The 20721-nt window shown below is 38.7% G+C and carries 16 protein-coding genes and 4 pseudogenes; 13 read left to right on the forward strand and 7 right to left on the reverse strand.

Going from position 1 to position 20721, the window contains the following annotated elements:
• Positions 1-277: 277 nt before the first annotated feature.
• The 8 genes and pseudogenes from LZ575_RS22695 to LZ575_RS15755 all read left to right on the forward strand — a co-directional run bounded on the left by LZ575_RS22695 (position 278) and on the right by LZ575_RS15755 (position 8687).
• Positions 278-1087, forward strand: a pseudogene (locus tag LZ575_RS22695) (carboxylesterase family protein).
• On the forward strand, positions 1074-1838 hold the full coding sequence (locus LZ575_RS22700; RefSeq protein ID WP_255702633.1) for a carboxylesterase family protein: 765 nt from the start codon (positions 1074-1076) through the stop codon (positions 1836-1838). Before LZ575_RS22695 ends, LZ575_RS22700 begins: the two are co-directional and overlap by 14 nt.
• A 184-nt stretch (positions 1839-2022) precedes the next feature.
• Positions 2023-2733 carry a hypothetical protein gene (locus LZ575_RS15730; protein ID WP_235325484.1) on the forward strand — a complete coding sequence of 237 codons (711 nt, stop codon included), beginning with the start codon at positions 2023-2025 and terminating at the stop codon, positions 2731-2733.
• 85 nt (positions 2734-2818) lie between these two features.
• Positions 2819-3382 (forward strand): sugar O-acetyltransferase, encoded by a 564-nt coding sequence (locus LZ575_RS15735; RefSeq protein WP_235325486.1) that lies wholly within the window; start codon positions 2819-2821, stop codon positions 3380-3382.
• A 157-nt stretch (positions 3383-3539) separates the two neighbouring features.
• Positions 3540-6944, forward strand: coding sequence for an isoleucine--tRNA ligase (gene ileS, locus LZ575_RS15740; protein ID WP_235325488.1), 3405 nt, complete (start codon positions 3540-3542; stop codon positions 6942-6944).
• Between the two features lie 5 nt (positions 6945-6949).
• Entirely contained in the window at positions 6950-7336 is a 387-nt protein-coding gene (locus LZ575_RS15745; protein WP_235325489.1) for a TraR/DksA C4-type zinc finger protein, read from the forward strand.
• A complete protein-coding gene (locus LZ575_RS15750; protein ID WP_235325491.1) occupies positions 7311-7943 on the forward strand; it encodes a hypothetical protein in 633 nt (210 codons plus the stop codon). The genes LZ575_RS15745 and LZ575_RS15750 overlap by 26 nt, the downstream gene beginning before the upstream one ends.
• Before the next feature lie 123 nt (positions 7944-8066).
• Positions 8067-8687, forward strand: coding sequence for a lipoprotein signal peptidase (locus LZ575_RS15755; protein ID WP_235325493.1), 621 nt, complete (start codon positions 8067-8069; stop codon positions 8685-8687).
• On the opposite strand, the gene LZ575_RS15760 is transcribed toward LZ575_RS15755, so the two are convergent.
• From LZ575_RS15760 to LZ575_RS15790, 7 genes and pseudogenes are all read right to left on the reverse strand, one after another.
• The gene (locus LZ575_RS15760; protein ID WP_235325495.1) at positions 8684-9103 is read right to left on the reverse strand and encodes a response regulator; all 420 of its coding nucleotides are present in this window, start codon (positions 9101-9103) and stop codon (positions 8684-8686) included. The genes LZ575_RS15755 and LZ575_RS15760 overlap by 4 nt on opposite strands.
• 8 nt (positions 9104-9111) lie before the next feature.
• On the reverse strand, positions 9112-9987 hold the full coding sequence (locus LZ575_RS15765; protein WP_235325497.1) for an ATP-binding protein: 876 nt from the start codon (positions 9985-9987) through the stop codon (positions 9112-9114).
• A gap of 43 nt (positions 9988-10030) precedes the next feature.
• Positions 10031-10567 (reverse strand): PAS domain-containing protein, encoded by a 537-nt coding sequence (locus tag LZ575_RS15770; protein ID WP_235325499.1) that lies wholly within the window; start codon positions 10565-10567, stop codon positions 10031-10033.
• A gap of 69 nt (positions 10568-10636) precedes the next feature.
• Positions 10637-11203, reverse strand: a complete 567-nt coding sequence (locus tag LZ575_RS15775) for a 5-formyltetrahydrofolate cyclo-ligase (RefSeq protein ID WP_235325501.1) — start codon at positions 11201-11203, stop codon at positions 10637-10639.
• Positions 11193-12191 (reverse strand): succinylglutamate desuccinylase/aspartoacylase family protein, encoded by a 999-nt coding sequence (locus LZ575_RS15780; RefSeq protein ID WP_235325503.1) that lies wholly within the window; start codon positions 12189-12191, stop codon positions 11193-11195. The genes LZ575_RS15775 and LZ575_RS15780 overlap by 11 nt, the downstream gene beginning before the upstream one ends.
• Positions 12192-12194: 3 nt before the next feature.
• Positions 12195-13066, reverse strand: a pseudogene (gene rimK, locus LZ575_RS15785) (30S ribosomal protein S6--L-glutamate ligase).
• A complete protein-coding gene (locus LZ575_RS15790; protein WP_235325505.1) occupies positions 13038-13487 on the reverse strand; it encodes a RimK/LysX family protein in 450 nt (149 codons plus the stop codon). The pseudogene rimK and the gene LZ575_RS15790 overlap by 29 nt, the downstream one beginning before the upstream one ends.
• Positions 13488-13661: 174 nt before the next feature.
• Here LZ575_RS15790 and uvrC point away from each other — a divergent pair.
• From uvrC to hppD, 5 genes and pseudogenes are all read left to right on the forward strand, one after another.
• Positions 13662-15456, forward strand: a pseudogene (uvrC, locus tag LZ575_RS15795) (excinuclease ABC subunit UvrC).
• A complete protein-coding gene (locus LZ575_RS23900; RefSeq protein WP_311195829.1) occupies positions 15457-16056 on the forward strand; it encodes a patatin-like phospholipase family protein in 600 nt (199 codons plus the stop codon).
• Entirely contained in the window at positions 16046-17683 is a 1638-nt protein-coding gene (locus tag LZ575_RS15800; RefSeq protein ID WP_311195830.1) for a patatin, read from the forward strand. Before LZ575_RS23900 ends, LZ575_RS15800 begins: the two co-directional genes overlap by 11 nt.
• A 156-nt stretch (positions 17684-17839) precedes the next feature.
• Positions 17840-18999 (forward strand): annotated as a pseudogene (locus tag LZ575_RS15805) (homogentisate 1,2-dioxygenase).
• A gap of 346 nt (positions 19000-19345) precedes the next feature.
• A complete protein-coding gene (gene hppD, locus LZ575_RS15810; protein WP_235325507.1) occupies positions 19346-20488 on the forward strand; it encodes a 4-hydroxyphenylpyruvate dioxygenase in 1143 nt (380 codons plus the stop codon).
• Positions 20489-20721 lie beyond the last annotated feature (233 nt).

Genomic DNA, 20721 nt, shown 5'->3' on the forward strand with positions numbered 1-20721 from the left:
AAAAAGCTTCAGTAAAAAATCATTAAATGTATAAGGCCGCCTGATTAATAAAGTTAGGCGGTTTTTTCTTTTAATTTTGAGCTGAAGCTATAGGCTTAAGTCTTAAGAGGGTAAACCAGAAGAAATGAATCAACCGGAAGAAAGAAAGTTTTGGAGGGGAATAAAAATCAGGAGAAAAATTAAGATCTATAATAAGTTGAAGATATCCATAAATAATTTTTGATTTAATCAATTTCCATTTTATAAACATTTGGAATACTAAATAAACTTTTTACCTATGAAACAAGTAATAAACATTTTTCTCCTTTTACTATTGACAACGGGATTTTGTTTCTCCAAGAGCACTTTCAGTAAAGGCAAGGATCAAAAGCTAGTCGTTACAACCACCTTTGGAACTATTTCAGGGAAAGTCGAGGAGGGGATATATTCTTTTAAAGGAATTCCCTACGCCAGCGCCCAAAGATTTATGCCTCCACAGGATCCTATTACATGGGATGGAGTCCGTGAAAGTATTGAGTATGGGTAAGCAGCTAAACAAGTAGTTAGCTGGATTGATGAATCTCAAATGGATGAGAAAAAATTGTTCAGCTTAAATGTGTGGTCCCCGGGAATTTTAGATAGCAAAAAGCGTCCTGTAATGCTCTGGCTGCATGGAGGAGGATTTCATGTTGGCAGCAGCAATGACCCAATGACCGATGGGAAGGCTTTGGCTCAAAAAGGAGATGTGGTAATGGTATCTGTAAATCATAGATTAAATATTCTGGGCTTTCTGGATTTGTCAGCATATGATGAGAAGTATGCTAAATCAGCAAATGTTGGAATGCTTGATGTTGTTAAAGCCCTGGAATGGGTTAAAAATAATATTGAGCAGTTTGGAGGTGATCCTTCTAATGTGACCATTTTTGGAGAATCAGGTGGTGGAGGAAAAGTAGGTACCTTGATGGGTATGCCAGCGGCAAAAGGTTTATTTCACAAAGCCATAATTCAAAGTGGAACTTTAGTTAATGTTATGACCAAAGAGAAATCCAGAGCCCTGGGTTTAGCCGTAATTGACAATTTAGGAATCACATCAAATGATGCTAAGTAAATTAGAAACTGTTCCCTATGAAGACCTCGTAAAAGCGGGAAATGAAGCTATATTAAAATTATTTGGTCCCCGAAAACCCGGTTCAAAAACGATGTTTGGTTTTGCACCTTCAGCAGATGGTCAGGTTTTACTTCAGCAACCTTTTAGTCCGGGTTTTGCAGAAATTTCAAAGGATGTTCCTCTTTTAATCGGCACGACCTTAAACGAGCTTATTAAAACAGCTTATGACGAAAAGGACCTGAGCATGGAACAGGCCAGATCACGTTTAACAAAGATATACGGTGAGGATACAAATCAATTTATAAGATTATATGAAAAGACCTATCCTGATTTTACCCCTCAGGATCTTCTTTCTGTCGACACGGTTTTTAGGCCGGGAACTATTATGGCTGCTGATGCCAGGACGAAACAGGAGAGTGCTCCAGTCTATACCTATTTTCTAGCCTGGAAGAGTCCTGAAGATGGTGCAACAAAAGGTTCCTTTCACGGTTTGGACATTCCTTTGGCATTTAATAATATTGACCTAAAACCGGAGTGGACAGGTACTACAAAAGAAGCATATGACCTGGCTGACAAAATGAGTTCGGCATGGCTCAACTTTGCTAAAACAGGTAATCCTAATGTAGAAGGGAAATTGCCCGATTGGGAACCCTATTCAATTGACAATGGAGAAACTATGATTTTTAATGAAAAGTGCAGAATAGTAAATAACCATGACCGGGAATTAATGAGCTTTATTATATCAAAATGATTTACATCCAGTGTGAGAAAAAAGGTATTTAACCAGGAAAAGAATTTTGAACTCCTCATTTTGTCAAAAATTAATGGATGAAATGAGCAGTTCATATTCCCGAAGGAAGTATAAAAATTTCCTGTAAGGAAAAAAGATCAATAAATCTTCGGCTGCATCTCCATATTTAAATTATAACACCTTAATGAAACTATTAACCTTTCTCTTTCTCTTGTTTACCACCTTGTGTTTTTCACAAAAACAATATGAATTTGATTACCTCCTTGAATACGAAGTGACTCTTTATAAGGATTCTGTTAGAATAAAAAATCGTCCTTTCCATAAAGAGGAAAAAAGCTATAAAAAATATTATTTGACCAATTCGAGAAAAAACAATTATACTGCAGTAATAAAGGATTTAGACAGTTCCTATTATAAGATGATCTTTAGAGATCAGGACGGTATTTATTCTGAAGTCTCAGTATTAAAGTCCAACTTAAATAAGGCAGAATTTATAAACATTGATTGCAGATATGTTAGCCCCTATGAAAATCCATATAAACATCTAACTGAGGATTACGAATTCTTTGAATTAGCAGACACCCTTATTGATGGAACAGCTTACCAACATTTCAAGATAGCATCAATAAAGCCTAAAACAGTTAAAAGAAAAAAACTTGGTGCTGAATTTTATATTATAGAAAAGGAAACTGAATTTCATTTGCCTGTAGTGGATTTTCCAACGATCTATGAGGAATGGAAAACCAAACAAAAGCTGCCCAATGGAATTTTTCTGGAAAAATATTATATAGACTATTATGATAGACTGGACTCGAAAGAGAAATTAATCAACTACTGGAAAATTGATAGGAAAATTGTGATTAGCGAAGATTGTGATTATACCCGGGAGGAATAAAAACCCCGTAAAATTATTTTGAGGTTCAGTAAATTTCAGAAGGATTAAAATTTCAATATTGAGAGGCTGTTAACTATCTTCAAGTATGAAAACAGAAAAGGAAAAAATGATCGCCGGGGAAATGTATAATCCTATGGACAGGGGGCTGGTGGAAGACAGGAAGCAAACAAGATTGCTCCTGAAAGCTTTTAACGACACAGCAGAAGACCAACTCTCCGAAAGAGGTCGCATTCAGAAAACTTTACTGCCCAATGCATCAAAGGATCTTTATCTGCAGCCTCCCTTTTACTGCGACTATGGGTTTAACATGAAGGTGGGGAAACGGGTTTTCTTCAATTTCAATTGTGTGGTACTGGATGTTGCCCCCGTAAGCATTGGTAGCAGAACGATGTTTGGTCCAAATGTTCAGATTTATACAGCCACTCATCCGCTGGATCATAAAGAAAGAAGTTCGGGAGTTGAATACGCAAAATCCATAGTGATAGGAGAAGATGTGTGGATTGGAGGAAGTGCAGTTATCTGTCCCGGAGTAACTATAGGAGACCGTAGCGTAATTGGTGCTGGCAGTGTAGTGACCAAAGATATTCCCGAAGATGTTTTTGCAGCTAGTAACCCCTGCAAAGTAATCCGGGTCCTGAAGGAGAATTAATTCAATCCGGCTGCAGCCGCTTACCCAATTTTAAATTATAGTTAGCATTGCATTTTTCCCAAGTTACCTTTTAAGGCAGCCTCTCAATTTCCGAGCATAAAACCTTCTCTTTTGCTAAAATTGATTAATTTCGCACATCATTAGAAATTAAGGCAAAATGAGCATGAAGTTTCCTGAATATAAAGGACTTGACTTACCTAAAGTAGCAGAGGAAATCCTCAACTACTGGAAGGAGAATGATATTTTTGAGAAGAGTGTTTCTACGCGTGAGGGGAAGGAGCCTTTTGTATTTTTTGAAGGTCCTCCATCAGCGAATGGACTTCCCGGAATTCACCACGTAATGGCTCGTTCCATAAAAGATATATTCTGCAGGTATAAAACCCAAAAAGGCTTCCAGGTAAAGCGGAAAGCAGGTTGGGATACTCACGGGTTACCAATAGAACTTGGAGTTGAGAAGGAGCTGGGGATCACCAAGGAAGATATTGGTAAAAAGATAAGTGTAGAGGAATATAACCAGGCCTGTAAGAACGCAGTAATGCGTTATACTGATGTTTGGAATGATCTTACAGAAAAAATGGGCTATTGGGTAGATATGGAGGACCCATACATCACCTACAAATCTAAATACATGGAAACTGTTTGGTGGCTGCTTTCCGAAATTTATAAGAAAGGGCTTATTTACAAAGGGTACACCATACAACCTTATTCACCCAAAGTTTATACAGGCTTAAGCTCTCACGAACTTAACCAGCCGGGAACATACCAGGATGTTACAGATACCACAGTAACCGCAATGTTTAAGGCAAAGAGAGATACACTTCCTGATTTTCTTCTGGATGTGTCTCCTGAGATTTATTTCATTGCCTGGACAACCACTCCCTGGACGCTTCCGTCAAATACGGCCTTAACCGTGGGACCGAAAATTGAGTATGTAACGGTAAAAACTTATAATCAATATACTTTCGAGCCAATCACTATTGTAGTGGCAAAGAATCTGGCTGAAAAGCAGTTCGACAAAAAATTCAAAAAAGTAGAAAATGAGGAACTTTTAAACTCTTATAAACAGGGCGATAAGATCCCATTTTATATTGGAGAAAATACGTTTAAGGGAAAAGACCTGGTGGGAATTAAATACCATCAGTTAATGCCTTATGTGCAACCGTATAATAATCCGGAAAACGCTTTCCGCTTAATCTCTGGGGATTTTGTTACTACAGATGATGGTACGGGAATCGTACATATCTCTCCAACTTTTGGGGCAGATGATGCTATGGTTGCAAAGCAGGCTACTCCCGAAGTTCCGCCATTATTGGTGAAGGATGAAAATGACAATCTTGTTCCACTGGTAGATCTTCAGGGGAAATTTGTAAAGGATCTGGGAGAACTGGGCGGCAAGTATGTAAAAAATGAATACTATGATGACGGGGAAGCTCCCGAAAAGTCTGTAGATGTTGAGATTGCAATAAAATTAAAAGAAGAAAACAGGGCTTTTAAAGTCGAAAAATACCTTCATAGTTATCCTAACTGCTGGAGAACAGACAGGCCAATCCTTTATTATCCCCTTGATTCCTGGTTTATAAAAGTGACCGAATTCAAGGACAGGATGTTTGATCTTAATAAAGAGATCAACTGGAAACCAAAAGCAACCGGAGAAGGCCGTTTTGGAAACTGGCTTGCTAATGCCAATGACTGGAACCTTTCCCGTAGCCGCTACTGGGGAATCCCGCTTCCAATCTGGAGGACAGAGGATAAAAAAGAGGAGAAGATCATAGGATCCATTGCAGAGCTCAAGGAAGAAATTGCAAAAGCTATTGAGGCCGGAGTTGCAGATAAAGATATTTTTGGAGGGTTTGAGCCGGGCAATATGAGCGATGAGAACTACGACAAAGTAGATCTTCACAAGAATGTGGTAGATGAGATCGTATTGGTTTCAGATTCCGGAAAACCTATGAGAAGGGAAGCAGATCTTATCGACGTTTGGTTTGATTCCGGATCTATGCCCTATGCGCAATGGCATTATCCCTTTGAAAATAAGGACAAGGTAGAAGGAGGGGAAAAGACCGCCGACTTTATTGCTGAAGGTGTAGATCAAACCAGGGGATGGTTTTATACTCTGCACGCCATTGCTACAATGATCTTTGATGACGTGGCTTATAAGAATGTGGTTTCCAACGGACTTGTTCTCGATAAGAACGGACAAAAAATGTCCAAGAGACTTGGTAATGCTGTAGATCCTTTTGAAACCCTTGCTGCTTTTGGGCCCGATGCCACTAGATGGTACATGATCTCCAATGCAAATCCATGGGATAACTTAAAATTTGATATTGAAGGAATAGGAGAGGTGCGTCGTAAATTCTTCGGAACGCTCTACAACACCTATTCATTTTTCTCGTTATATGCAAATCTTGACAATTTTACTTATTCTGAAGATGAGGTAGCTTTAAACGACAGGCCGGAGATCGACCGCTGGATCCTTTCAGAATTAAATACCCTTATTGACAATGTAGATAAGTTTTATGCCGATTATGAACCTACCCGGGCTACCCGTGCAATTTCAGAATTTGTTCAGGAAAACCTGAGCAACTGGTTCGTACGGTTAAGCAGAAGGCGTTTCTGGAAAGGGGATTATGAGCAGGATAAAATTTCCGCTTATCAAACCCTTTATACCTGTTTAATGACAGTTGCAAAGCTAAGTGCTCCTGTAGCGCCATTCTTTATGGACAGGTTGTACAAAGATCTTAATTCAGCCACCAACAAAGAAGAGTTTGATTCTGTACACCTTGCTGAATTTCCGGTTTTTGATGCTTCTTATGTAGATAAAGATCTCGAAGCTAAAATGCAAAAGGCACAAACCATTTCTTCTCTCGTTCTTTCACTTCGGAAGAAGGAAATGATCAAAGTGAGGCAGCCTTTAAAAAGGATCATGATCCCTGTGCTTGACGATAAGCAAAAAGCTGAAATAGCAGCGGTTGAAGATTTGATAAAATCTGAAGTAAACGTAAAGGAAATTGAGCTTATAGACGATGCTTCAGGAATACTTGTGAAGCAGATAAAACCTAATTTTAAAGTTCTTGGCCCCAAAGTTGGTAAAGATATGAAAGCTGTTGCAGGAGCGATAAATAATTTCACTCCCGATGATATTTTGACCATAGAACGGGAAGGAAATATAACGGTTGACATTAATGGAAAAATGTTTACTTTTGGCGCCAATGACGTGGAGATCAGTTCACAGGATATTGAAGGTTGGCTGGTAGCCAGCAGTGGCGGAATAACTGTTGCTCTTGATGTTCATATTTCAGAAGAACTGAAGAATGAAGGAATTGCCAGGGAACTGGTAAACAGAATTCAGAATCTTAGAAAAGATTCAGGATTTGAAGTGACAGATTCAATAGATGTGACCCTACAGAAGGACGGTATTGTCGAGGATGCTGTTTTGAATAATATAAATTATATCAAAAACGAAACACTAACTGCAAACCTCGAATTTGCAGATGTGGTAAAAGACGGTAACGAGGTAGAATTCGATAATGTCGCCACTAAATTGTGGATCAGAAAACATTAAGACCCATGTCAACAACAGAGACCAAAGAACGTTACAGTGATGCCGAGCTGGCGGAATTTAAGGAGTTAATTCAATCTAAGATTAAAAAGGCACAGGAACAATTGGAGCTTTATAAAAGCGCCTATGTGAATGATGGTAATAATGGAACAGATGATACTTCCCCCACTTTTAAAGCATTTGAAGAAGGAAGTGAAACCTTGAGTAAAGAAGCAAACTCCCAGTTAGCCATACGTCAGGAAAAATTTATCAGGGATTTAAAAAATGCACTGATAAGGATTGAAAATAAAACTTACGGGATTTGTAGAGTAACCGGAAAATTAATTGCCAAAGAACGTTTAAAGCTGGTACCTCATGCCACTTTAAGCATTGAAGCAAAGAATTTGCAACGATAAACCACAAATCTTTTTAATATCAAACGCTCCCATATATCATTATGCTGGAGCGTTTTTTGTTGATGAATATCTCATGAAGTACAGCGTCCTTTGTTTACTTGTGCTCCCTCTTGCCCTTTTTTCTCAAAAGGATACTTCCCGAAGCTTTGATGCAGGAAATGTTCAGCGTCTTGAAATATTCCTGGATGAAGTCTTTAGGATCAATCTTCAAACTTCCAAAGAAGATAAAATTCTTATAAGTACACATTCCGAAGGGGAATATTTTAATTACATTAATCTTGAGGTGGAACAACTTCAGAATAAAATGCTCATTACTTCCAGTTTTCGGGAAATTCTACAGAGTGGCTACGACAAACTAAGTGCTCATAAAGTCTTTTCCTTAGAAGTTAAACTTACTATTCCTGAAGGATTAGAGGTTTACATATCCTCCAATATAGGCAGTGTAAATGCAACTGGTGCTTTTGAAGCCCTACAGGTGGATCTACAGTCCGGTGGCTGTACTCTTAAAGCTTTTACAGGGAACGCAATTATCAATACTTACAGAGGTGGAATTTTTGTAGCGACTGTAATGCAGTTGTTACTGCCTCTTCAGGTAAGGGGAAGGTAGAATTACCGGAGGAAATGAATGGTATTTATACCTTACAACTAAGATCTATTAACGGTGATATTAAGGTAGTTAAAAACTAAATAATATTAGTATTTTTGAGGCTTAGTTAAACAAAAACAATTCATGTCCCTAAAGAAAGCGAGTCTTCTCATCCTTTTGATCCTTATTATTGATCAAGTCTCCAAATTTTATATAAAAACCAATTTTGTTTTAGGCGAAGAGATTGAAGTTCTTAGCTGGTTCAGCATTTTATTTGTAGAAAATGAAGGAATGGCGTGGGGAGCAAAAATTCCGGGAGAATATGGTAAATTGTTGCTTACCCTTTTCCGTTTGTGCGCAATTGTAGGGATTGGATATTGGCTGTGGGACTCGGTAAAGAACCATGGATCTAAAGTTTTAATTATTGCCATTTCCTTTATTTTTGCGGGTGCCTTTGGAAACATCATTGATTCGGTCCTCTACGGAATGATCTTTACAGACAGTTACGGCCGCGTAGCCGAATTTATGCCTGCGGGTGGAGGATATGCAGATATCTTCTACGGAAAGGTAGTAGATATGCTTTATTTTCCTTTATATGACGATATTTTACCTGAATGGATCCCCTTCTGGGGAGGAGAGCATTTCACTTTCTTTGAACCCGTTTTCAATATAGCCGACACAGCCATTAGCACCGGAGTGGTGCTATTGCTGCTTTTTAATAAAAAAGCCTTTCCTAAAAAAGAAGAGGCTGCCGAAAATAATTAGGCGACGTTAACGTCCCGGTCAAATATCTTTTCAAACTTCTTGAGTTCAATAGGCTTAATAAGATAATCTGTTACCAGGTTAAATGATCTTGCTCTCTCGAGATCCCGTGGATCAATAGAAGAAGAGACCACGTACAAGGTGATCTTTTTGTCAAAGTTGTTCTTGATCTTAATAAATTCTCCCAGGAATTCCCAACCATCCATAACAGGCATGTTCAGGTCCAGAAAGATAATATCCGGAAGTTTCTCCTCGGTCATGTTGCATAGAATTACCTTGAAATATTCAAGAGCTTCCAGCCCATTCTTAAAGATCAATAAGTTTTCTGACAGTTTTTTGATTTCGATGATTTTCTTGACGAGATTCACATAGATTTTGTCATCATCTATAATGCACGCCAATTCAATTTTTTGCCCCATTTGTTGAATTAAAATTTAATTTTAAATGTTGTGCCAATATTAACCGTACTGGTGACAGATATGGTCCCACCCATCGTCTCTACCTGGTTACGCGTAATAAATAAACCTATTCCTTTGGCATCAGGATTTCGGTGAAAAGTTTTATACATCCCAAACATCTTATCCCCATATTGATTGAGATCAATTCCCATACCGTTGTCACTTACTTCAAGGAATGCCTGAGCATTTTGCAGGTAAGACTGGATGAATATAACTGGTTTTCTTCCGGGTTGTTTGTAGCGGATGGCATTGGTAATTAAATTTAAAAGAATGCTCTCCAGGTACTCAGGGATATATTTGATTTCTTTTAATGCTGAAAAATCTGAAACAATCTTCGCGCTTTCCCGGTTTATCAAAGAGGAAGTCGATGCTACTACAACGTCTAAAGCATTACTGAATTTTACGAGTCTTGGTTCTTTTCTTAAAAGATTTTGGTGACTAACCATATCATTCAGCTGGGAAATTGCCCTGTCAAGGTTTTCTGATATACTTTGAACATTATCTATAAGCTCGATTTTTTCTTCCTGATTGCGGGACTCCTTCACCAGCTGTACCACAAGGCTGAGGTTGCTGCTGTGTGATCTAAGGTTATGGGAAACAACGTGAGCAAAATTGAATAAACGGGAGTTTTGAGTGGCAATAATATCCAGCGTATTCTGCAGGTTTATCTCATTTTCTTTGTTGTCATCTATGTCCTGAAAGACACCTCTTATCCCAATGATCTCCTGCTCTTCGTTATATACAGGTTTTCCCGTTGCCCGCACCCAAAATTCCCGACCATAGAGGGTGGCCATCTTGATCTCTTCCTTAAATGGAATACCATATTTCTCACACTTTTCAAACATAGAAAGTGATTTCTCCTGGTGTTCCCTGGAATAGAATTTCTGCTCAGTCCTCGTAATTAAGGTTAAAATCTTTTGGACAATCAAGGATCCTTTTTGTCACTTCATCCCAGTAAATTGCTTTATGTACAGTGTCTACGTACCAACCTCCTGTTGAAGTCATTTCGGCAGTTTCCCTGTAGTAAAAGAAATTTTCTTCTATGGTATACTGGTCTCTCTTTGACTGGTGAATATTAACAAAAAGCAGAACTGCTGTATCCCGGTGAGAAGAATTGTCTTTGCTCTTTAAGTTACGGCATTCGAACCAGCGATATTTCTCGTTTTGGAGTTTTAATTTGATCTCCTGACTGAAACTTTCAGCTCCTTTGGTAAGATTCTCAAAGCCCACCCTAAAATCATAGCGATAGTCTTTGTGAAGTATATTATTTATAAAGTAATCAAAGCGGGAAGAACCAGATGGAGGTGCACCTACCAGGGACTGAAAATGCTCACTCCAGGTAATTTCTCTGGTGATAAGGTCAATTTTCCAGTACGCAATATCGAAATCTTCTAAGATATTGTTTAACTGAAGGTCGTTGAGCATCAATTATATTACTAGGGGGATATGAAATAAATGTAGTGCAATGTTAATAATAATACAAATATAGAAATCCTATTTTTCAAAGAAATACGTTTTATTCGGTGTAATGCAATAATTCATAGGTATATCGCTATTTAAAAGGCCGGGAATCTCCTCTTCGGCTTCAAAAAGTGACAGGCCAATCTTAATTACATCGTTCCGGCAGGAGGACAGGAAAATATCGTAAAAACCTTTTCCATAACCTACCCGATGACCTGCCAGGTCAAAAGCCATAAGCGGTACAAAGATAAGGTCGATTTTAGAGGCAGGAATCTCGATCCCGTCTACTGGTTCAGGGATGTTCCATTCATTTTTCTTAATTACCGTAGAGTCAGTAAGAAGGTAATTTGTGAGCTCCCGTGTTGTGAAATTACTTTTGGAAAGAACAATATTCTTGTCTTTTCCCTGTAAGATGTGCAGCAGTGGCTCTGTATCTATCTCTTTTTTTTCTGAAATGCTCAGGAAAAGATGATAAAAGCTGTAATTCCAGATTGGAAGTTCTAAAAGCCTGTTGGCGATCTCCAAACTTTTTTCCTCAATTTGAGAATTACTTAATTCATTTCTTAAAGCTGAATATTTTTGTCTCAATTTATCCTTCATCAGCTTCTTCTTTGGGTCGTGCAGGTGTTGAAAGATGAAATATCGCATCTCCCTGATAGACAATGGGCGATTCATTTACGTTAATGATAAATCCCTCGTGTGGCGCAATCACCTTGTGGCGAAACTTTCCGTAGGGATCTGTAATAGTGGCAATATATTCCCCTCTTTCTACCCGTCTTCCACACTCAATTTTCACGTGGAGGAGGCCGCTGTATTTCGCGCGCATCCAGGTGCTGTTTTCTATTATATTAGTTTGGGTAGGAGGATCTTCAATTTCAAATCGAGGTTTTAACATCCCCAAATGTTTTAAAATGCGCATAGTTCCTTCCACTCCCAGCCGTGCGATTTCCCTGTTGCTATCCATTGACTTTCCGCCTTCAAAGAGCAAAACCATTTTCCCTAATTTGTAACAGGTTTCCCGGTAAGATTTTCCTATAGTTTTGGAATATATGGTGAAAGGCGCGTTAAAAATATGAGCAAATTTCATACTTTTTTCGTCTCCTTTAAGCACCCGAACCTGCGCAACATTAAACCTACTGGCACCGCTTATGTGAAAATCAAGACAAAAGTCGGCTACCGGAAGTATCTTTTTAACAAACTGGAAAGCAAATCTGCTGGCAAGGGAGCCATTTTTTGTTCCCGGAAAAACCCTGTTCAAATCCCTGCCATCGGGAAATTCCCTTTTCATATTAAGAAATCCGAATACGTTGACTACGGGAATACAAATAATTGTTCCTTTAACAGGTTTGTTTATATTTTTTGAAATTACCTGTCTTACGATCTCTACCCCATTAATTTCATCCCCGTGAATTCCAGCAGTAAGCAGAACCACAGGTCCGGGTTTTTTAGATCTTTCAATGATAACAGGCACCTCGACAGAGGTAGTTGTATATAGTTTAGCCATGTTAAGGTTAATCACGGCACCCGTTCCCGGAAGAACTTTTTTACCTAAGATTTCAAGAACATTGTTCTTGTCTATATGAGCCATAGGCTAAACATTTCTTTCAATATATCGAATGATGGTTTTGGCAATATCCTTCCCGGTTGCTGCTTCAATTCCTTCGAGGCCGGGCGAGGAATTTACTTCCAGGATTAGTGGACCTCTTGAACTTTGAAGCATATCTACCCCTGCAACACCAAGACCCATAGATTTTGCAGCCTTTATTGCAGCATTTTCCTCATCGTCTGTAAGTTCTATAACGCTGGCCGTTCCTCCGCGGTGTAAATTAGACCGGAATTCTCCTTCTTTACCCTGGCGTTTCATTGCGCCCACTACATGGCCATCCACTATAAGTGCGCGAATATCTGCTCCCCCGGCCTCTTTTATAAACTCCTGAACAATTACCCTGGCCTGTAGCCCGTTAAAAGCTTCAATAACCGATTCGGCAGCGTTTTTAGTTTCAGCAAGTACAACTCCCAATCCCTGTGTGCCTTCCAAAAGTTTAATAATTAATGGTGCGCCACCAACATGGTCAATCACTTCTCCCACATCTTTGGAATAATTAGTGAAGACTGTTTTTGGCAAACCAAGACGGGCCCGGGAAAGTACCTGGAGACTTCTAAGCTTGTCCCTGCTGCGCACAAGTGCCTGAGATTCTGTAGTAGTAAATACGCCCATCATTTCAAACTGTCGAACTACTGCAGTCCCATAAAATGTAACCGATGCTCCAATCCTGGGAATTACTGCATCGGTATCAGCTAAGGTCTTCCCGCGGTAAAATATAGAAGGTTTCTTTTTTCAATTATAAGATCACACTTAAGAGGATCAATAACCTCTACATGGTGGTTTCTTTTTTTAGCAGCTTCGATAAGACGCTGTGTGGAATATAAATGACTATTCCTTGATAGAATTTTTATGTTCATTTGTTTTTAAATTAAAGGAAACATCGGTGAGTTCCGGATCTACTATAAACTTCTTGGTTAGAAATTTTCTTCCAATTAACACCGGATATCGCATCTCTTGCCGGGCCGACAAAGAAAGTGAAATTTTAAAAATCTTACCGAAAATTTTTATAGTGGATTGTACCTGATAGCGCTGCTGCATAATTCCATTACTACTGCGTACAAATACCACATCATAATCTTTAAAGATAAATTCTTTCCCGTTATAGAGCGGGTGTTCTTCATCTAAAAATGTACAATGTAAAGCGTCTTCCTTTTCAACAATGTTATCACAATGAATGGAAGAAGTGTAGGCCCCGGTATCTATTTTAATTGCAACATCTTCAAGGTTCAACAATGGAAAATCTGCTTTATCTACCCTACCTATTACTTTTTTATCCATAACTGCAAGATACTAAAATGATTATTGGAGTTTTCTTATAGCATCCTTAAAATCCTGAGCTCCCAGATTTTCAGGCCTTTATTGTTACTTCAGGAGGCGCAGAGGACAAAAATTTAACATTTTGTCGGCTTTCAGGATTTAAGCCTCCCGGGAATATGTAATACCTTTGAATTAATGGAAACACCTGCTTTAAACGTTCAACTTCAAACATTGCCCGAGAATCCCGGAGTTTACCAATACTACGATAAGAACGGGAAGATCCTTTATGTAGGTAAGGCAAAGAACCTGAAGAAAAGAGTTACTTCCTATTTCACAAAGGGCCACACCAGTCACCGCATTGGGGTAATGGTAAAAAAGATTAAAGAGATTAGGCATATTGTCGTAGAGTCTGAGACCGATGCGCTGTTGCTCGAGAATAATCTTATTAAAAAGCATCAGCCAAGGTTTAACGTTATGCTTAGGGATGATAAAACCTATCCCTGGATTTGTATTAAGAACGAAAGATTTCCCCGTGTCTTCCCTACCCGTAGACTGGTAAAGGACGGGAGTGAGTATTATGGCCCCTACACCAGTTTTAAAACAGTCAATACTCTTCTTGACTTAATAAAGGGTCTTTATCCTCTGCGTACATGTAATTATGATCTTGCTGAAGATAAGATACAGAACGGGAAGTACAGGGTTTGTCTTGAATACCATTTAGGGAATTGCAAAGGCCCCTGCGAGGATAAACAATCGGAAGAAGAATACAATCGGAATATTTCTGCTATCAGGGAGATAGTTAAAGGAAATTTTAAAGACTCTCTTAATCAGTTCCGGCAGCAAATGAAGCAGTATGCTGAAAATATGGAGTTTGAGGAGGCACAACGAATCAAAAACAAAATTGATGTTCTGGAAAATTACCAGTCAAGATCTACTGTTGTTAATCCTCGTATCAATAATGTAGATGTTTTTTCTATTGTTAGTGATGAAGGTTATGGTTATGTAAATTTTCTGCAAATCTCTCACGGAGCTATAATACGATCCCACACGATTGAAATGAAAAAAAAGCTGGATGAGACAGATAAGGAACTTCTTGAATTAGGGATCGTCGAGATAAGGCAAAGGTTTAATTCTAATTCCAGAGAGATTTATGTTCCCTTTGACGTTGAAGTAGGAGAGGAGGTAAAAATTATTGTGCCGCAGTTGGGAGATAAAAAGAAGATTGTGGAATTATCACATCGCAATGCGAGATATTACTTAGCAGGAGCAGTTTAAGCAGATGAAAATTGTAGATCCTGACAGGCATGTGAACCGGATTATGGCACAAATGAAGGAGGATCTAAGGCTTCATGAAGAGCCACGCCATATAGAATGTTTTGATAATTCTAATATCCAGGGTACTAACCCCGTTGCTGCCTGTGTGGTTTTTAAAAATGGAAAAGCCAGCAAAAAAGATTACCGTAAGTTCAACATTAAAACAGTGGAGGGTCCAGATGATTTTGCATCTATGGAAGAAGTTGTTTTCCGGAGGTACAAAAGATTATTAAATGAAGAAGAACCCCTGCCGCAGTTAATTATTGTTGATGGAGGTAAAGGACAGTTATCTTCAGGTGTTAAGGCACTTGAAACTTTGGGTCTACGAGGGAAAATAGCAATAATAGGTATAGCGAAACGCCTGGAGGAAATATATTATCCCGGGGATTCTATACCCCTCTATCTGGACAAGAAGAGTGAAACCCTGAAGATCATTCAGCAATTGCGGAACGAAGCACATAGATTTGGAATTACGTTTCACAGGAATAAACGCAGTAAAACCGCGTTAAATACAGAGTTGGAAGCAATTCCCGGAATAGGAGATAAAACAGTGGTGGAGCTATTAAAACATTTTCGGTCACTAAAAAGAATAAAAGAAGCAGGAATGGATGAGCTGGCACAGGTGGTAGGAACTGCAAAAGCAGGCATAATCTATAAAAATTATAATTCAGAATAAATGAAGAAAATCCTGTTGCTTCTTTTGCTTTTTCCCCTGTTCAATTTTGCCCAGGTACAGGAAGATCCTAAGGTAGGGCTGGTTTTAAGCGGAGGTGGGGCAAAGGGCCTGGCTCATATTGGAGCTTTAAAGGTGATTGAAGAAGCAGGAATAAAAATAGATTACATTGGCGGTAGTAGTATGGGTGCCATTGTAGGTGCGCTTTATGCATCTGGTTATACAGCTGCCCAGCTCGATTCTCTCTTTCACGAAATTAATTTTAATATCCTTCTACAGGATGATATCCCCCGAAGTTCCAAGACTTTTTATGAAAAGGAGGAAACCGAGAAATATGCCCTTACCCTTCCAATTAATAATTTTCAGGTGGCATTCCCTTCAGGTTTATCCAAAGGGCAAAATATTTATAACCTCATTTCCCGGCTTACTGTACATCTGGGAGATGTTCGGGATTTTTCGCAGTTGCCAATTCCGTTCTTTTGTGTAGCATCAAACATTGAAACAGGAGAAGAAGTAATATTAGACAGCGGCTCCCTGGCAAAGGCAGTTTCAGCCAGCGCTGCAATTCCCTCCTTTTTTCAGCTAAGTACGAATGGACGGTAAAATACTTACTGATGGTGGAGTTACTAATAATTATCCTGTGGAAGAACTTAAAAATCGGGGAGCAGAAATTGTTATTGGAGTAGATGTTCAGGATACGCTAATGACCCGTGAACAACTTAGAAGTGTCTTCGATATTCTTACTCAAATAAGCAACTTTAGGACAATTAGTGACATGAAAGATAAAGTGGAACTAACTGAAGTTTATATTAAGCCGGAAATTAGCAAATACAGTGTACTCTCCTTTGAACAGGGGACAGAGATCATTAAAGCCGGGGAAGAAGCCGCCAGAGAGAAAATGGCAGAATTGGAAAAGATTTCGGCAACACAGGAAGAGAATTATTCTCCCGTAAAGAAGAGCATAAAACTTGATAATATTAATATTGATGCACTTAGTATGGAAGGTAGCAACACGTATCCCCGGGCATACATTCAGGGTAAGCTTAGGTTGAGATACAATTCCCGGTACACTTTAAAAGATCTTAATAAGGGAGTAAATAATCTTGCAGCTACCGGAAATTTTAATAGGATCAATTACAATCTTATTCCCAATGACAGTACCTACACCCTGGCATTACAGGTAGAAGAGAGCAGGAGTAAATCTTTTTTAAGACTGGCGCTTCATTACGACGATCTTTATAAAAGTGGTGCCCTTATTAACTTTACAAGGAAAAGTAATTTTTTCACCAATGATGTGGCTTCTCTCGATGTTGTTCTGGGAGATAACTTCAGGTATAATTTTCACTATTACATAGATAAAGGTTATTACTGGAGCGTGGGGGTGAGGTCGCGGTACAGTAGCTTTGACAAAGGAGTGGCATCTGATCTTATTTATGACAGCGAAAAATTACCCGATATTGGGATCAACAGGATTGAAGTGGATTACCAGGATATCACCAACCAGATATACCTGGAAACGCTTTTTCAGCAAATATTCTCTTTTGGGGTGGGAGTGGAGCATAAATTTTTAAAAATAACTTCTGAAACTCTGAGCCCAGTGACCACGCGAGCGTCGAGTCCGGCTGCAGTGTTTGACCACAGCAACTACTACAGCGCCTTTGGCTTTCTTTTGCTGGACAGCTATGACAACAAATATTTCCCTAACCGGGGAGTTTATTTTGAAGGAAGCACAAACTTATATTTACTTTCCTCCAGGTATAAAGAAAATTTCGATGAATTTTCTATAACCAGGGGATCACTGGGATATGTTTTTTCACCTCATTCCAGAATTACCGGAAAAATTTCTTCTGAAGTTGGCTTTAGAATAGGAACCTATTCCAATAATACCCTCAATTTTTTTCTTGGAGGGTACGGAAATGCTCCTATTAATAATCTCATACCTTTTTATGGATATGATTTCATAGATATTTCGGGGGATAGTTATATAAAAAGTCTTCTCGAAGTAGATTTTGAATTTTTCCGAAGAAATCATCTTATTGCCAGTGCAAATTTTGCCAATGTAGATAACAATCTTTTTGGATCTGGAAACTGGTTAACTTTACCCGAATATTCCGGCTATGCCCTGGGATATGGGCTGGAAACGATTTTTGGTCCTGTGGAGGTGAAATATTCGTATTCTCCCGAGTTGTCATCCAGCCAATGGTTTTTCAGTTTGGGATTTTGGTTTTAGAGGAAATTAACTTGAAAAGGCCTCTCTACATTTAAACCTTCGTTAAGAGAGATATTGGTTTTAATTATCGATATTTGTGATAATCGAAATATTTTTCAAAAAAAATAAGAATCACTCAGGTTCTGCAGAATATTGGAACCCTAAATTATAAAGATTATGCCTTTTTATCACAAATTAGGGAAGATTCCACATAAAAGACATACCGTCTTTAAAAAGCCGAATGGAAGCCTTTACTATGAGCAGTTATTTGGAACGATAGGCTTTGACGGGATGTATTTAAATATGTATCACGAACACTTACCACTCAGGTAAAAGAGGTCAAAGGCAGTTATAGTATAAAGCCGAAAATAGCCAAAGAAAACAATATTAAATCATACAGGTTTAGAGGATTTCAAACCGTACCCCATCCCGATTATCTTGAGAGCAGGAAAGTGGTGCTAACCAACAGCGATTGTGATATTGCCCTTGCCGCTCCACAAGGTTCAACCAGGGAATACTTTTATAAAAATTCAGATGCAGATGAACTCTTGTTTATTCACAAAGGAAGCGGAAAACTTCGCACCCACCTCGGGAACCTGGATTTCAAATATGGAGATTACCTGTTGATCCCCCCGGGGACGATCTACAAGATCGATTTTGATGATGAGGTAAATCGCCTGTTTATCGTAGAATCCAGAAGACCAATATATACTCCGAAACGCTACAGGAACTGGTTTGGCCAGTTGCTGGAACATTCCCCTTTTTGCGAGCGCGATATTCGCCGACCTTACGAATTGGAAACGAATGATGAAAAAGGAGAGTTTTTAATTAAGGTGAAAAAACAGGGAGAGATCTTTGATATGATCTATGCAACGCATCCTTTTGATGTAGTTGGGTATGACGGCTACAATTACCCATACGCTTTTTCAATTCACGATTTTGAGCCTATTACCGGGAGAATTCATCAACCACCACCTGTACATCAAACCTTTGAGACAGATGCTTTTGTGGTTTGCAGTTTTTGTCCCAGGAAATACGATTATCACCCCGAAAGTATTCCAGCGCCATATAGTCACAGCAACATTGATAGCGATGAAGTTCTTTATTATGTCGACGGAGATTTTATGAGCCGTAACGATATAGAAGCAGGTCATATTTCACTACATCCTGCTGGAATACCCCACGGCCCACATCCCGGAGCTGTTGAAAGGAGTATAGGACAGGTAGAGACCGAAGAATTGGCCGTTATGGTAGATACTTTTAAGCCCCTCAAAGTGACTGAAGAAGCGATGAAAATAGCTGATGAAGAATACCATAAATCCTGGCTTGATCATTAGTTGATATCCGTGACATCAATTGGAACAAGTATTAAGGATCTAAAAATGTTGAAAGCACGAGAGATTTTATTTGTAAAATGAAATTTACACTGAAAGAAGCTGGTGAAGAAGATGATTAATTTTTATACAAGGTGATTACCAGCTATCCAAAAACAGTTTACCTCCTGGTAGGTCAGGAATCTATTGTTAGGATCTTGAAAAAAATGATTAGTTCCACTGTCAGGTAAATGAATGAGAAAATATGAACGTATCACAAAATATCTTCCTCAAAAAAAGGATTATAAAGAATAAGTATACAACGTGATTAAAATATTATCTAATCACTTAATCTTCTAATTAAAACAGCATGAACACAGATAGCACTTCATTAAAACTAAAAAAAACCGTACAACAGGCTGAAGATTTTCTGCCTTTGTTGGGGACGGACTTTGTTGAACTTTATGTAGGTAATGCAAAGCAGGCAGCGTTTTATTATCAACAAGCCTGGGGTTTCCAGCTTATGGCATATTCCGGTTTGGAAACGGGAAGAAAAGACAGTGTATCCTATGTGCTGCAACAAGGAAAAATAAGATTGGTATTAACTTCTCCCTTGCAACCGGGAGGGGCTATAAATGAGCATATTAATAAACATGGTGACGGGGTAAAGGTGGTGGCTTTGTGGGTAGATGATGCAAGAAAAAGTTACCAGGAGACGACCCATCGTGGAGCAGAGTCCTATGTGGAGCCTTATGAAATGAAGGACGAGAATGGAACTGTGGTAATTTCAGGAATCCACACTTATGGAGAAACGGTACATCTTTTTGTGGAGCGCAGCAATTACAATGGACCATTCCTTCCCGGTTACAGAGCCTACACCCCTAAATTCCAGGTGGAGCCTACGGGATTAAAATATATTGATCATATGGTGGGAAATGTAGGCTGGAACGAAATGAACAAATGGTGTGAGTTTTACGCTAAGACTATGGGTTTTGCTCAGCTGGTGTCCTTTGATGATAAAGATATTTCTACAGATTATACAGCCTTAATGAGTAAGGTAATGAGTAATGGGAATGGCAGGATCAAATTTCCTATTAATGAACCTGCGGAAGGTAAAAAGAAATCACAGATCGAGGAATATATAGATTTTTACAACGGGGCGGGAGTTCAACACATTGCCGTTGCAACCGATAATATTATTGAAACCGTAACGCAATTACGGGATCGCGGAGTGGAATTCTTATATGTGCCAGAGATTTATTATGATACAGTGTTGGAAAGAGTGGGAGAGATTGATGAAGATCTTGAGCCTTTAAAAGAGCTTGGTGTTTTGATTGACCGTGATGATGAGGGTTACTTATTGCAGATATTTACCAAGCCTGTATTAGATCGTCCTACCATGTTCTTCGAGATCATACAGCGAAAAGGTGCGCAATCTTTTGGGAAAGGTAATTTTAAAGCTCTTTTTGAAGCAATTGAAAGGGAGCAGGATTTACGGGGTACACTTCAATAATCACAAAATATTGAAAACTTCGCTTAATAAATAAAAATAAATAGCTTAAGATGACATATTTTTAGTTAAACTTAAAATTTTGTTAGGAAATAACCTTAAGTTATGGGACTTTTGCACCGAATTTTGGAGTGGTTACCAAATGTTTAATTTTTTTCATAATTTAAGTTTTAGTTGGTTAATAAGATAAAAACCCCGTCATTAATTTGATGGGGTTTTTTGTTTTTTTACATTTG

Source organism: Antarcticibacterium sp. 1MA-6-2, from assembly GCF_021535135.1.
Classification (GTDB): domain Bacteria; phylum Bacteroidota; class Bacteroidia; order Flavobacteriales; family Flavobacteriaceae; genus Gillisia.